The 14,370-nt window shown below is 67.8% G+C and carries 14 protein-coding genes and 1 pseudogene; all 15 read right to left on the minus strand.

Annotated features, from left to right (window positions below):
- Positions 1-8 precede the first annotated feature (8 nt).
- The gene (locus BCY76_RS12755; protein ID WP_083277740.1) at positions 9-980 is read right to left on the minus strand and encodes a carbohydrate ABC transporter permease; all 972 of its coding nucleotides are present in this window, start codon (positions 978-980) and stop codon (positions 9-11) included.
- Positions 981-991: 11 nt separating this feature from the next.
- Entirely contained in the window at positions 992-1,825 is an 834-nt protein-coding gene (locus tag BCY76_RS12760; RefSeq protein ID WP_237090135.1) for an ABC transporter permease, read from the minus strand.
- A gap of 128 nt (positions 1,826-1,953) precedes the next feature.
- Positions 1,954-3,003, minus strand: a complete 1,050-nt coding sequence (locus BCY76_RS12765) for a LacI family DNA-binding transcriptional regulator (RefSeq protein ID WP_070162009.1) — start codon at positions 3,001-3,003, stop codon at positions 1,954-1,956.
- Between the two features lie 135 nt (positions 3,004-3,138).
- Positions 3,139-4,575: a glycoside hydrolase family 32 protein gene (locus BCY76_RS12770; RefSeq protein WP_070162020.1), complete on the minus strand. Its 1,437-nt coding sequence runs from the start codon at positions 4,573-4,575 to the stop codon at positions 3,139-3,141.
- Between the two features lie 297 nt (positions 4,576-4,872).
- Positions 4,873-6,405 (minus strand): glycoside hydrolase family 32 protein, encoded by a 1,533-nt coding sequence (locus BCY76_RS12775; protein WP_085437774.1) that lies wholly within the window; start codon positions 6,403-6,405, stop codon positions 4,873-4,875.
- Positions 6,406-6,447: 42 nt separating this feature from the next.
- The gene (locus BCY76_RS12780) at positions 6,448-7,434 is read right to left on the minus strand and encodes an ABC transporter ATP-binding protein (RefSeq protein WP_070162011.1); all 987 of its coding nucleotides are present in this window, start codon (positions 7,432-7,434) and stop codon (positions 6,448-6,450) included.
- Positions 7,431-8,360, minus strand: a complete 930-nt coding sequence (locus BCY76_RS12785) for an ABC transporter ATP-binding protein (RefSeq protein WP_070162013.1) — start codon at positions 8,358-8,360, stop codon at positions 7,431-7,433. Before BCY76_RS12785 ends, BCY76_RS12780 begins: the two co-directional genes overlap by 4 nt.
- The gene (locus BCY76_RS12790) at positions 8,357-8,968 is read right to left on the minus strand and encodes an ABC transporter permease (protein WP_336582327.1); all 612 of its coding nucleotides are present in this window, start codon (positions 8,966-8,968) and stop codon (positions 8,357-8,359) included. Before BCY76_RS12790 ends, BCY76_RS12785 begins: the two co-directional genes overlap by 4 nt.
- Entirely contained in the window at positions 8,953-9,336 is a 384-nt protein-coding gene (locus BCY76_RS20500) for a hypothetical protein (RefSeq protein ID WP_336582328.1), read from the minus strand. The genes BCY76_RS12790 and BCY76_RS20500 overlap by 16 nt, the downstream gene beginning before the upstream one ends.
- An 11-nt stretch (positions 9,337-9,347) precedes the next feature.
- Positions 9,348-10,325 carry an ABC transporter permease gene (locus BCY76_RS12795; protein ID WP_070162014.1) on the minus strand — a complete coding sequence of 326 codons (978 nt, stop codon included), beginning with the start codon at positions 10,323-10,325 and terminating at the stop codon, positions 9,348-9,350.
- 75 nt (positions 10,326-10,400) lie between these two features.
- Entirely contained in the window at positions 10,401-12,059 is a 1,659-nt protein-coding gene (locus BCY76_RS12800; RefSeq protein WP_070162016.1) for an ABC transporter substrate-binding protein, read from the minus strand.
- Between the two features lie 44 nt (positions 12,060-12,103).
- Entirely contained in the window at positions 12,104-12,946 is an 843-nt protein-coding gene (locus BCY76_RS12805) for a substrate-binding domain-containing protein (protein ID WP_237090136.1), read from the minus strand.
- Positions 12,943-13,104 carry a LacI family DNA-binding transcriptional regulator gene (locus BCY76_RS19490; protein WP_237090137.1) on the minus strand — a complete coding sequence of 54 codons (162 nt, stop codon included), beginning with the start codon at positions 13,102-13,104 and terminating at the stop codon, positions 12,943-12,945. The genes BCY76_RS12805 and BCY76_RS19490 overlap by 4 nt, the downstream gene beginning before the upstream one ends.
- A gap of 148 nt (positions 13,105-13,252) precedes the next feature.
- A complete protein-coding gene (locus BCY76_RS12810) occupies positions 13,253-13,720 on the minus strand; it encodes a glycosyltransferase (RefSeq protein WP_085437775.1) in 468 nt (155 codons plus the stop codon).
- A 17-nt stretch (positions 13,721-13,737) separates the two neighbouring features.
- Positions 13,738-14,370, minus strand: a pseudogene (locus tag BCY76_RS12815) (glycosyltransferase family protein); the annotation flags it as partial.

Consider the following 14,370-nt stretch of genomic DNA (forward strand, 5'->3'; position numbering starts at 1 on the left):
GGGCAGGTTCAGTTCTTGACGGCGCCGAGCATGGCGCCCTTGGTGAAGTGCTTCTGCATGAACGGCAGCACGATGAGCAACGGGATCGTGGAGATGACGATCATGCCGTACTTGATCAGCTCTCCGAGGCGCTGCGCCGCGGCGTAGGAATCCAGGGCTCCGGTCCCTCCGGCGGCGGAGACCTCGGACTGGACGAGCACATTGCGCAGCACTAGCTGCAGCGGGTACTTGTCCTCGCTGTCCAAGAAGATGAGGGCGTCGAAGAAGGCGTTCCAGTTCGCCACCAGGTGGATCATGATCATGAGGAAGATCAAGGGTTTGGACAGCGGCAGGACGATGCTGAAGAAGAACCGGAAGTCGCTGGCGCCGTCCATCTGGGCGGCGTCCCGCAGCTCGCCGGGGACGTTGTTCTCGAAGAACGCGCGGGCGATGATGAGGTTCCAGACGCCGACGGCCCCGGGCAGCACGACGGCCCACATGGTGTCCAACATGCCGAGGTCCCGGACCACCAGGTAGCGCGCGATGAGCCCGCCGTCGATGAACATGGTGATCACGAACAGCAGCATCAGGGGAGTGCGACCGTAGAGATCCTTGCGGGACAGGGCGTAGGCGGCGGCCAGGATGACGGCGACGCTGACGCCCGTGCCGACGACGGTGTACAGGACGGAGTTCGCGAAGCCGCGCAGAATGCCGGCGTCCGAGAGGATCTGGACGTACCCCTCGAGGGTGAAGCCGCGTGGCACCACCCAGACGTTGCCGTTGAGGATCTCCGAGGGTTCGGAGACCGAGGCGATCAGGATGAAGTACATCGGGTAGATGATGGCCACGATGGCCACCAGCAGCAGTCCGACGGCGATGACGTTGAAGAGCGGGTCGGCGTAGCGGGAGACGAGGGATCGGCGTGGCCTCGGCTGCGGGGCTGGAGACGAGGGGAGCTTCCGGGTGGGTGGGAGCGTGGGTGGTGCGACGGTCTGAGTCATGGCTTCCTTCCTCACCAGAGGCTCGACTGGCCGGCCTTGCGGGCGATCCAGTTGAACGTCAGCAGCAGGACGAGGTTGATGAGTGAGTTGAACAGCCCGATGGCGGCGGAGTAGCTGAACTGGGCCTGCTGCAGCCCCACGGAGTACACGTAGGTCTGGATGACTTCGGAGGTCTGCAGGTTCAGGTCGGTCTGCATCAGCAGGACCTTCTCGAATCCGAGGTTGAACAGGTTGCCGATGGCCAGGATGAACAGGATCGTGACGACGGGCATGATGCCCGGGATGTCGATGTGCCAGATGCGCTGCAGCTTGTTGGCCCCGTCGACGCGCGCCGCCTCATGGAGAGCGGGACTGATGGCGGTCAGCGCGGCCAGGTAGATGATCATGGAGAATCCGGCGTTCTGCCAGATGTCCGAGCCGATGTAGAGGGGGCGGAACCATTCCGGCATGCCCATGAAGAAGATCGGATCTCCGCCGAAGAGTTCGATGACGTTGTTGACCAGACCTGCGCGCGGGGAGAACAGGAGGTGGATCATGCCCACGATCACGACGACGGAGATGAACGACGGCGAGTAGAGGACGGTCTGGGTGAACTTCTTGAACCTCTCCGACTGCAGCTGATTGACGATCAGCGCCAGGATGATCGGCACGGGGAATGCGATCAGCAGTCCCAGCGAGTTCAACGTCAGCGTGTTCATCACCACGCGCTCGAACTGGAAGGAGCCGATGAATCGTGCGAAGTGCTCGAGGCCGGCCCAGGGGCTTCCGGCGAAGCCATCCGCGGGGTTGTAGTTGCGGAAGGCGATCTGGGCACCATACATCGGCCAGTACTTGAACAGGATCACGTGGATGATCGCCGGCAGAAGTAATACGTATAACTGCCAGGATCTCAGCGCCCGCCTCAGACGTGACGTGCGACGAGCGGCGCGTGGGGTGGATGATGCGCCAGGAGGACGGAAGGACCGGGTCGTGCTCATGGACTGACCTCTTGTGTGCGAGGGGCGGGGGAGGTGACGGAGGCGCGCTCGATGAGACGCCCCTGGGTGGGTGCCTGCTGGACGGTGTCGGGAGAGTCGAGGAGGAGGTCGATGGCTCGGTGGGCCATGGCTTCGAAGGGTAGCTCGATCGTGGTCAGGCCGGGATCGAGGTGCGGCGCCGTCGTCTCCTGGTTGTCGAAGCCGACGATCGAGCAGTCATCCGGCACTCCGAGGCCGCGCTGTTCCAGGGCGCGGTAGGCGCCCCAGGCGGTACGGTCGTTGGCGCAGAAGATGCCCGTGGGGGGCTCTGGCAGAGCGGCGAGGTCCGCGGCGTGGCGCAGTCCGTCCTCCACGGTTCCGGTGCCGTATCGGACGAGCTCGGGGTCGAAGGGGAGTCCTGCGGCCTCCAGCGCGGCACGAAATCCGGTGAGGCGGCCGATGCCCGCGGGGAGCTCACTGTCCGCGGGCTGGATGTTGATCATGGCCAGGCGGGTGTGGCCCTCATCGATGAGTCGCTGGGCGGCGCGGCGTCCGCCGTCGTGCTCGTCGGGGAAGACGCTGCTGTGTTCGCCGGCCTCATCCTGGGCGTTGAGGACAACAGTGGGCAGTCCGGCCAGAGCTGCAGGGACGGTGAGGCGGCGGTGGTACATCGCAGCGTAGATGACCCCTCGGACGCGGTAGGACTGCATCATGTCGATCGACGCGGTCTCGAGCTCCTGCTCGCCGAAGGTGTCCACGCTGAGGATGACGTTCCCGGACTCCCAGGCCTTCATCTGGGCGCCTTTCAGGAGGCGCCCGGCGAAGGGGGCGCTGGCGACCTCATCGGAGATGAAGCCGATCATGCCGGAGTCTCCGCTCCGCAGAGACTTGGCATGGGCGTTCGTCCGATAGCCCAGGGCCTCGACGGCCTCCCAGACGCGTTCCTGGGTGGCCCGGGCGACTCGTCCGCCGGCGACCTTGTTGAGCACCAGGGAAACGGTGGCCTGAGAGACGCCTGCGCGCTCGGCGACCTGCCACATCGTCGGCGCCTGCCGTCTCGTCGCCATGTCGTCCTCTCAGGTGGAGTTATTCGTATAACTTCCATAAGACTAGAGGTGCCCATGGAAAGTGTCAAGAGTCACATCCACGATTGATGGTGCGGTGATGGAACTGTTCCACCCCTCGTCGGGGCCACCGCCACGTCACGGCACTGCCAGCTCTCGCACCGTGAGCCCGCGTGCTGTGGCCTCACCCCCATGTACGAACAGCCGCAACCCGTCGTCGTCTGCGAGCGGGAAGACCCGGTGAGAATGGACGACGGCCCCGTCACCGAAGAAGCACTCCACACTGCTGTGGTCCACCAGGATCCGGAGGTCCATCTCACCGGAGTTCCCGGGGATGGGAGTCTGTGACTCGCCGCCGACGCCGGGAGAGAACGTCGGCCGTCGGTTGACGTAGGCGAATCCGCCGTCGAAGAAGAGACCGGCGGCCACGTGGCGGCCCCCGCCCGGTGCCCGGCAGAGCTCGAAGCCGATGTTGGCCGGCGGATCTGCGGGGTCCCAGACCAGGGTGCACCGCAGCTCGTAGGCACGCGCGGCGACGTCGAGGTCCTGATGGCCGGAGACCGTGAGATCACCGAGCGCATGGGTGGCCGTCGTATAGTCCTCCAGGCCCGACGCGGGTGTGGAGAGGAGCTGATATCCCCCGTGCGCATCCGGAGCGAGCCGGATCTCGCGGACGATCATGTCGTCGCCGTTGTACCCGTCGGTCACCAGGCTCGGTGTGTTGTGCGGATAGTCCCAGAAGTTCGCCCATCCGATCGCGCGTCGAAGCGTAGGATCCTCGTCGCCGTCGTCTGTATGGGAGGCATAGGTGACGGCACCGTAGAAGTCGAAGCCCCAGTCGAGCCAGTGCGGCTCATCATGGTCCGGGGTGAACGCGGCGCCGTCGAACTCTCCGACCCAGTAGGCGTAGGTGGCCGGAAGGTCGCGGGACTTTCCGTTGGCGCCGGTGCCGAGCACCCAGTGCCGGCTGCCGTCGGAGGCCTCCATCTCGAAGATGTCCGGGCACTCCAGCAGCCCGATGTCCTCACGGCGGAACTCACCCACCTCCTCCCAGCGATGCAGATCCGCCGAGGCGTAGAAGCCGAGCCGCTGACCCTCCGCGTTGGCCATGAACCAGCGCGACCGCGCCGCGTCCCAGATGACCTTCGGATCCCGGAAGGCCTCCACTCCTGGGTTGGGCAGCACAGGCGCCTCCGGCCCAGGGGAGAACGTCCGGCCGTCGTCGGTGGAGTACCAGAGGAACTGGGCCTGGACACCCTCCGGGGCCTGCGTGACGAGTGCGATCACCGCACCGTCGCCGTAGCCGGCCGTGTTGTCCGCGTCGATGACCAGTGAGCCGGACCAGCAGTCGCCGTTGTCATTGGAGAACTTCGGGATGGCGACGCCCTGGTCGGAGAAGGCGACATGGTCAGTCGTCGTCACCAGTCGCCAGGACGTGCCGTGTCCTCCCTCGAGGTAGTCCTCGTTGTACAGGTAGTAGTACAGGTACTCCCCGTTGAGGAAGATCGGACGCTGAGGGTCGTTCTTCCAGTTGTCAGGAACGCTGAGGTGGTACGCGGGACGGTAGCTCTGCACGTCGGAACACCGCGCCTGGCGGGATCGGTCTGACGCCTGGTCAGGCCGCCTCGGGCTCGCGGACGCACTCGGCAGGCCCAGGACACCGCCTGCGACCCCGGCGGCAGTGCCGAGCGCTCCGCCCGCGCCCAGCAGGACGGATCTGCGATCGGGCCGGCTCGCCGTCGGGTCGGGAGTGCGTGTCTCGGCGTTCCGTCGGGAACGGTGCATCGGGTCGGTGTGGCGCATGGGAATGTCTCCTCTGGGATGCAGTGGGGCGGTGTCAGGTGCCGCAGGGCTGGCCTTCCGACCAGAGCGTCAGTCCTGGCAGTGAGTCGAGGTCCAGGGGTCGCGCATGGTCCAGCTCGGCGCACTGTGCAGCTGTGCTCCGGCGGAGAGACGCAGCTCGTGCCGGGAGGCGTCGGCTCGGGTCGGATAGACCCTGCTGGTGAGCGAGGCCCCCTCGACGAACAGCTCGATCGACGACGCATCGAGAAGCAGCCTCACCTGGATCCGGTCGGTCTCCGTGAGGACTTCGCCGGCGTGCGGCGATCGGTCAGTGGTGGGGTCCAGGCTCGCGCGACTGCGATCCATGGTGACGCGCAGCCCGCCGGGCCTGACGCGGTCCACGACGACGCGGGTCTGCTCTCGGCCGTCTGCCGTGGTGAACAGCAGGAGCTCGACGGATTCACCGACCGGGATCGTGACGTCGATCTCTGCGTCCACCGTCACCGAGTCAGCCAGGACGGTCGTCGTGCCGTCCTGCCGCGGGGCGGTCTCAGACTGCCGGAGGGAGGTGAGCTCCTGGACCGGCTCGACGCAGACATGCAGCCTCTCATCGAGCCAGACCCGACGAGGGGCAGCCATGGCTCCGGACCAGCCGGCCTCCCGCTGAGCGTGCTCGCTGCGCCCTTCCTGCATCCACGCCCACAGCACGCGGCGTCCCGACTCGTCGACGAACGTCTGCGGGGCGTAGGCGTGCCGCCCGCCGAGATCAAGCCGTTGGACGTGCTCGATGCGGAAGCGACGGCCGTCATAGGTGCCCACCGCGGCCAGCGGATGCAGCGTGACGCCTTCGTGCCACGCCGAGAAGATCAGCACATGGGGCTGACCGGTGGTCCCGTCCGGTGGACCCGTGCGGCCGTCGACGCCGGGAACCATCGAGAAGAAGTCGATGCACTCCCACATCGTGCCGGTCCACTCCGGGTCGTCGAGTGCGATCTCGCCGACCGTGTCCTCGGCCAGGGAGCCCAGCAGCGTCCAGTGCCGGAGGTCCTCGGACTCATAGAGGAACGTGCAGCCTCCCAGCCCGCGGCGGCCGCTGCCGATCAGCTGCCGCCAGCGGCCGCCTTCGCGCCACACACAGTGGTCCCGGAAGCCGGACAGCGGGGTGCCGGTCGGTGGGTGGTCGATGACCGGATCCGGCAGCGGTGTCCAGTGGTCCATGTCCGCCGAGCCGACGGCGAGGCAGGGGAGTTCCCGCTCCCCGCGCCGTCCGGAGTAGACGAGCATCGGGGTGCCTTCGTGATGCACCAGCACGCCGGACCAGCAGCCGTCCTCGTCAGCTCCTTCCCCGGGGACGAGGGCCAGCGGGCGCTCCTCCCATCGGACCAGGTCGGTGGAGACGGCGTGGCCCCAGTGGATCCGGTGATGCGCGGCGGACTCCGGGTTGTGCTGGTAGAAGAGATGGTAGATGCCGTCGTGCTGGGCGACACCGTTCGGGTCGTTGAGCCAGCCGGCCGGCGCGGTGAAATGGTACGTCGGGCGAAGGGGGTCTCGGGCTGCTCGGGCCCGCAGCTCCGGGGGCTGGGGCAGGGTCTCGATGGGCGAACCAGGTGTCGTCTGGGTCATGGATCCTCTCTCGGAGTTCACGGGGCTGGATCTGCGGCGGTGTCAGATCGTGGGGGCGGGCAGGGCGCGATCGGTGGGATGGAGGATCCAATGCTCCAGCTCGTCCGTGGCGACCGAGGAGACGGTGAGCTCCTCTCCCTCGGTCCATCGGCGGACGTCTTCTCGCAGGAGTCGGCGTTCCTCGATGTCGAACGGCGTCCTGCGGGAAGGATCCGGGACGGCGCTCAGGAGGAGCTGCGTGTAGGGGTGGGCCGGGCGCGCCAGAAGGTCCTCGGTGTGGCCGCCCTCGACCATGCGACCCTGGTTCATGACGATGGTCCGGTCGGAGAGGTACCGCGCGGAGGAGAGGTCGTGCGTCACGTAGATGATGGCGATGCCGCGTTCGTCCCGGAGCTGGGCCAGCAGGTTCAGGATCCCGATCCGGACGGAGACGTCGAGCATCGACGTCGGCTCGTCGGCGAGGATGACCTTCGGCTCCACGGCGAGGACTCGAGCGATGGCGACGCGTTGGCGCTGGCCTCCTGAGAGCTCGTGCGGAAAGGCCGAGAGCACCTCGGGGTCGAGCCCCACAGAGTGGAGGAGATCCCTCAGCGCGGCGCCCTGTGAGGGCACGTCCGGCTGATGGAGCTGCAGCATCCTGCTCAGGACATGCTCCACACGATGGGTCGGGTTCAAGGAGCCGAACGGGTCCTGGAACACCATCTGGACGGTGCTGCGGTACCTCCTGGAGGCACGGCGCGGCTCCGTCCGGAGGACGTCTTCACCGTGGAGCAGGATCCTTCCGCCGTCCGGCTGTTCGAGGCGCGCCAGGCAACGGGCCAGGGTGGACTTTCCGGAGCCGGACTCTCCGACCAGGGAGACGATCTCACCGGGGCGGACGGCCAGCGAGACGTCGCGCAGGGCATGGACCCGTCGGCGGGACAGCAGACTGCCGCTGGTGAAGGTCTTCGACAGGTTCTGGGCCTCGATGGCGGGCGACTCTTCGCCTCGCGCGGGCGAGACTGAGTGAGGATCCTGGGGGGAGGTCATGCGGGCACCTCGTTCTCGGAATGTTCATCTGCGGTGTCGACGGTGCGGCTCGGTGCCACGAGATGCCCCGGGGCGACGGCCTCCAGGTCGCCGATGTCGACGAATCGGGTCCCTTCGGCCAGCCCGGTCAGCGGCACACGGGGACCGGTCATCGGGGGGAACGCGTTCATGAGCGCGCGGGTGTAGGGATGCTGCGAATCTGTCCGCATCGCCGTCGCCGGTGCGAGCTCCACCAGGCGGCCGCGATACATGACGCCGATCCGGTCGGAGAGTTCCAGCATCAGCGACATGTCGTGGGTGATGAAGAGGACCGCGAATCCGAGGCTCTCCTGGAGCTCGCGGATCTGGGCGAGGATCTCCTGCTGGACGACCACGTCGAGCGCCGTGGTCGGCTCATCCAGGATCAGCAGCCGCGGCTCCAGCGCGCAGGCCATGGCGATCACCACACGTTGACGCTGACCCCCGGAGAGCTGGTGCGGGTAGGAACGCATCCTGTCCGGTGGGATCCGCACGCCCTCGAGGAGCTCCGCAGTGCGTGCTCTGGCCTGGCTGCGGCTCATCGCCGTGTGTGCCCTGAGCACGTCGACGATCTGGTCTCCCACGCGCATCAGCGGGTTGAGGGAGTTCATCGCCGATTGGAAGACCATGGCGACGTCGTTCCACCGCCAGGCTCGCAGCTCGCGCCGGTCCAGCGAGACGACGTCAGTCCCGGCGAAGCGGATGGAGCCCTCGACGATCTGCGCAGAATCGCTCAGCAGCCGCATCACGGCATGTGCGACGGTGGACTTGCCGGAGCCGGATTCGCCGGCCAGGCCGAGGATCTCACCGGACTGCATCTGCAGACTGACCGCGTCCACGGCGCGCACGGTGCGTTCCTCTCCGTGATAGTCGATCGTCAGGCGGTCGATCTCCAGGATCGTGTTCATCGGGGACCTCCTGCAGTCGGGGCAGACCGTCGGCGTGCGGCCGACCGCGTTCGTCTCAGGCGGGGGTTTGTCAGCTCGTCCACCGCGTAGTTGCACAGGGCCAGGGCGAAGGCGACGAGCGCGATGGCCAGGCCCGAGGGGAGGAAGATCCACCACTGGCCGAGCATCAGCGAGCCGTCGGTGTTCGCCCAGTACAGGTTGTTCCCCCAGGAGATGGTGTTGGCGTCGCCGAGGCCGAGGAACTCGAGGCCGGCCTGCGCGCCGATGGCGCCGATGACGCTTCCCAGCAGCGTGGTCATGACGATCGAGGCCATGTTGGGCAGCATGTCGCGGACGGCGATGCGTGTAGTCCGCTCTCCGCTGACGACGGCGGCGTCGATGTAGTCCTTGCCGCGGATGGAGAGAGCCTGGGAGCGGAGGACACGCGCGGTGCCGGCCCAGCCGGTGATGATCAGCACCACGATCACTGTGCCCAGCCCCTGGGGCAGGAACGCCGCCAGGACCACGAGCAGCGGAAGTCCTGGGATGAGCAGGAAGATGTTCGTCAGCAGTGAGAGGGTCTCGTCGACGACCCTGCCGAAGTAGGCGCTGATCAGGCCGATGACCATGCCGATCGCCGTGGCGGCTGTCCCGACGATGAACCGACGAGCAGGGAGGGTCGAGATCCCCAGAGGGTCAGCGCCAGGACGTCCTGACCCTTGGCGGTGGTCCCGAGCAGGTGCTCCGCTGAGGGGGACTGAGCTCCTCCGGACACGATGCGGGAGGGGTCGTCCGGATACAGCACAGGGGCCAGCAGAGCCAGGACCAGGAAGATCAGGAGGATGCTCAGGCCGACGACGGCCTTGCCGTTCCGCCCCAGAGTGCGCAGCAGACGCCACGGGGTCGAGGCCCGGGGCGAGGCGCTGGGAGCACCGGAGCCGGTGGGAGCCGGGGCCGACAGGGCAGCAGGCTCCTGGGAGGTGGTCGGAGCTGTCATGGTGGGTCTCCTTAGCTCGTGCGCACGCGCGGGTCGAGCTGCGTGTAGACGATGTCGATGAGGAAGTTCGCCAGCAGCACGGCGGCAGTGATGGTGAGGAACATCCCCTGCATCAACGGGTAGTCGAGGCCTTGGACGGCGCCGAGCAGCTGGTAGCCGACCCCGGGATAGGCGAAGACGACCTCGGTGAGCAGCGCGCCCCCGACGATGAACCCGATGCTGAGCCCGATGTTGGTCACCGAGGGCAGCAGGGCGTTTCGCGCCGCGTAGCGGAGCATGATCCGGGGCGTCGAGAGCCCCTTGGCCTGCGCCATGAGGATGTAGTCCTCGGCGTTGGTCGCGATCATCGTGTTGCGCATGCCCAGCATCCATCCGCCCAGTGACACCAGCACGATGGACAGTGCCGGGAGGATGAGGTGAGCGGCGACGTCGAGGACGAATTCGATGCTCCATGTCGGCGTCATACCCACCGAGTGAGCATGGCGCAGCGGAGACCATCCCAGGACGATGCCGAACAGGTACAGCGAGCCCATCGCGATCCAGAAGTAGGGGAACGAGCCGATGAAGATCATCACCGGCGGAAGCAGCGAATCGAGGACGCTGCCGCGTCGCCACGCGGCCAGGATGCCCAGCAGGTTGCCCAGGATCACGGCGATGACCAGCGACACGCCGCCCAGCAGGAGGGTCCACGGCATCTGGGACGCGATGACGTCGCTGACCGGGGTCGGGAACTGGGAGATCGAAACGCCGAAGTCTCCGGTGAGCACGCGGCCGATGTAGGCGGGGTACTCCTCCCACCACGGTCCGGTGTCGACGCCGAGGAGCCGCTGCAGGGACTCCACCTGATGCGGTTCGAGACGCTGCTGCGACCGGGAGAGCATGCGGGTGACCGGGTCTCCGGGCATCAGCCGGGGCAGCATGAAGTTGAGGGTGATGGAGGCCCAGAATGCAAGGGCGTAGAAGCCGAGTCTGCGCAGGATGTATCCCATGACGAACCTTTCGGGTCTGACTCGGGCAGAGGCGTCCGGGGACGCCCCTGCCCGAGCGTGACGGTCATGTCGGGGTCACTCGACAGGTTCGAGGGACGTGAGGACCAGCACGGTCGTCGGGGAGCGGGTGCTCAGGGTGGCGTAGGGGTCGTCCTCATCCGGCCACCCGACGAAGTTCTCGGTCGTGTAGGCGCCCCACTCCGGGCCGGGGAACAGTGGGATCACCGGAGCGGTCTCGTCGTACAGGGCCTGCAGCTCACCGACGAGCTCGTGCTGCTCCTCCGGCTCGGAGGCCGCCGCGAGGTCGTCGAGGAGCGCGTCTGCGCGGTCGTCGCCGAAGCGGTGGTAGTTCTCAAAGGTCTGGTCGCCGATGTCGGTGACCGTCTCCGGCGACATCAGAGTGCGGAAGTACTGGTAGGGAGAGGGCTCGTTGGCGCTCCAGACGATGCCGGTGTCGAAGTCGCCGGACTCATAGGCGGCGACGACCGAGGCCCAGTCCGGGGAGTCCACCGACGCGCGGATGCCGATGTCGGCGAGGTTCTGGGAGATGATGTTCGCCACCGACAGCCAGTCCGACGACGTCGAGCCCACCGAGATGTCGAAGGTGAAGGGGTCGCCGTCCGGGGTGCTGCGCGCCCCGTCCGCCCCAGCGGTGAAGCCGAGTTCGTCCAACAGATCCTCTGCGGCGTCGGGATCGTGCTCCGTCCACTCACAGTCGTCGACCAGGGCGGGATCCTGCCACATCTCATAGGTGCCGACGAGGCCGGTGCAGTCGGCAGGGATGGCATAGCCGGCCATGCCGACCTCCACGATGTGCTCCCGATCGATGGCCATGCTCAGGGCCTTGCGCACCTGGGGGTCGTCGAAGGGCTCCTGGGCGGTGTTGAGCTGCCAGTTGATCTGTGCGCCGGTGGGTGGGAACCAGTAGTGTCGATGCTCCGGGTCCTGTGCGACGAACGTCGTCTCGATGTCCGGCATGTACTGGGGAGCCCAGTCCACGTCACCGCTGATGGCGGCCAGGTTCGCGCCGTCGTTGCCGGCGAAGGCCAGCATCCGGATGCCCGGGATGCGCTGCTTCTCCGGCTGCCAATACTCCGGGTTGGGGCCCAGTTCGAAGGACTGCGACTGGAAGGACACGACCTCCGTGTAGGGGCCGGTGCCGACGGGCTCCTCGTTGAGATCCTCGCCCGGGTCATCGTGCTCGCTCCAGATGTGGGCGGGCACGATGCTCATCTGGCCCAGCTGATGCAGTGCGGGGGAGAAGGGCCGGTCCAGGTGGAAGGACACGGTCGACTCGTCGTCGGCGGTCGCTGAATCCAGGTACTCGAAGCCGCCGAGGAGCTCCTTCTGCAGCTCGACCGAGGTGACGACGTCCTCGGCGCTCAACGGCTCGCCGTCGGACCAGGTCACCCCCTCGCGGAGGTGGAAGGTCAGGGTGAGGCCGTCCTCGGAAGCTTCCCACGATTCGGCGAGCCAGGGAACGGTGTCCCCGGCCGCCGGGTTGTAGATCAGCAGGCTTTCGTAGATGGCCTCATGCGTCATCGGCGCGGAGTTCGGCGAGAACGGGTTGAAGTTCCGGGTGAAGTTCCCCATGTCTTCGCGGGGGATGGTGAGGGGCGGTCCTTCGGCCGCGGAGTCCGCGGTGGATGAGCCGCATCCGACGAGGCCGAGCGTACCGAGCAGGACCACAGCGCCGACGCGACGGCGCGCGGAGGTAAGGCGGGCGTATACCATGGGTGATGTCTTCCGTAAGTAGTGACGGTGGACGAGACAGTTCGTCAGCGCGGGGCATCTCCCACGGACGAACGAGTGATCAGCGGGCAGTCGACCAGGACTTGCCGGTCAGTGAGTCGGCTGCCCGCTGTGAGCTTGGAGAGGATGTTCACCCCCTCGGTTCCCATCTGGGTGAACGGAAGCGCCACGGTGGTCAGTCCCGGGCGCAGATGCGCGGAGATGAGCTCCTGGTCGTCGAAGCCGATGATGGAGATGTCTCCCGGGACGTCCAGCCCGAGGTCGCGGAGGGCGTCGTAGGCGCCCATGGCGGTTCGGTCGTTGCCGCAGAACAGGGCGGTCGGGGGCCGGTCGCCGGTGAGCAGCTGCAAGGCTCCTCGGTATCCGCCTTCGGCCGTTCCATCCCCGGTGGCGATGAGGGCGTCGTCCAAGGGGGCGCCGGCGGCGGCCAGTTCCTCCCGGAACCCCTGGAGCCGGCCCACCTGGGCGGGTATGCCCGGTTCCAGCGTGATGTGCCCGATCCGGCGGTGTCCGTGGGAGAGGAGCGCTCGGGCCGCCCTGCGGCCTCCGGCGACTTCGTCGGGGACGATGCTGATGACTTCGTGCTCCGGGTCGAAGCAGTTCACCAGGACGCAGGGGAGCGTGCGCGCCTGATCCGGGATGGCGACGGGGCGGTGCCATGTCGCCGCGAAGAGGAGTCCCTCGACCCGCTGCTCCAGGAGTCGTTCCACGGCGAAGGCCAGTTCGGCCGGATCATCCTCGCTGGGCGCGATCAGCAGGAAACGTCCGCTGTCCCAGCTGGTGCGCTGGGCGCCCTTGATGACGTCGACGGCGTAGGGCGCGGTGACGATCTCCGTCACGAGGCCATAGAGCCCGCTGCGCTGACTCACCAGGCACGTGCGGTGGCGTTGGGGCGGTAGTCCAGCGCCTGCGCGGCCTCCAGCACTCGGCGGCGCGTCTCGTCAGAGATGTGGTGCCGGTTCCGGTCGTTCAGCACGAAGGACACGGTGGTTCTGCTGACTCCGGCACGATCGGCGATGTCGGTCATGGTGGCGGCGCGAGGCCGTCCGCTGCCACTGGGGTGGTGGTCCATCTCGCCGTCGTCACCTGCCTCTCATTGCCGTTGTAACTCGTGTTACGTAGAAATGTAACTCGTGTCACATCCGGCGTCAAGTCTCGGTGCTCAGATCATGGGGTCAGCATCCGGAGAGAGGGACGAGATCCGCCGGAGGGTGTGCGGACGTGCGGATGGTCCGAGCGTCGGTGGTCCGGCTGGCGGAGATCAGCGCGGCCGCGAGGTCTCCCACGCGCGTCAGCCCGTCCAGATCGATCCGGTCGCGCAGGGTGCGGCGGCCCGCGGCGTGGGCGAACCAGCGGCTCAGCGCCTCCGGATCCAGCTGAGCAGCGTCCAGGGTGTCGACGGCGGCGACGTCGGCCAGGGCCGCCGCCCGCCGGGGCTGTTCGGCCCGGCGCGTATGCCGGGGGACCAGCAGGGCCGGCGTGGTGGTGGCCATGATCTCGGCCACTGAGTTGTAGCCCGCCATGGAGACCACGGCGGAGGCCTCCCGGACCAGTGCGGGCACATGCGCAGCGCTGCGCAGCAGCTCCACTTCGGGTCGGTCGGCGGTCAGCTCGCGCAGCCGCCCCACATCCTCGGGCGGCATCTGCGGTCCCGCAACGATCAGGTGCCGGTGGCCGCGGGGAGGCTGGGCCTGGGCGGCGGCGGCGGCGATGTGGGCGCGTCCGAGCCGCCGCCGACGATGGTGAGCACGTAGGGTCGCGCGGCCGGGGCGCCTTCGTCATCGGGCCTGCCATGGGCGAGGTAGCCGGTGGTGCGACCCTTCGCCGCCAGGGCGGCGGGGATCTCCCCGGTGCGGCGCGGGTCGTCGACGTCGGCGTCCCCGTAGATCCACATCTGGTCATAGGCCTCGGCCACCCGTTCGGCGCCGCCGACGGTCTCCCACTCACGAGCGGCCACCTCCGGGGTGTCGAGCACGTCCCGCATGCCGAGCACGGTGCGGGAGCCCGGGCGGCCGCGCAGCAGCTCCAGTGCCTCGGTGAGTTCGCCGCCCACGCCGAAGGGGTGGCGGTCGGCGATGAACAGATCGGGGGAGACGGCGTCGACGGCGGCGGCCACGGCGGAGCCGCGCAGCGCGGACATCTGCGCGCCCGGCAGGTTCATCCGGCGGGCCGCGTACCCGTCGGCGGTGCGGGCGAACCCAGGGAGCACCAGCCAGTCCCACCCGCCGGCAGGCTGTCCCGTGGCGGCGTCGGGGTGGCCGGCGTGAGCAGCCGCCACGGCTCGCGGCGCGCG

It is taken from the genome of Nesterenkonia sp. PF2B19 (assembly GCF_001758425.2).
Lineage (GTDB): Bacteria > Actinomycetota > Actinomycetes > Actinomycetales > Micrococcaceae > Nesterenkonia > Nesterenkonia aethiopica.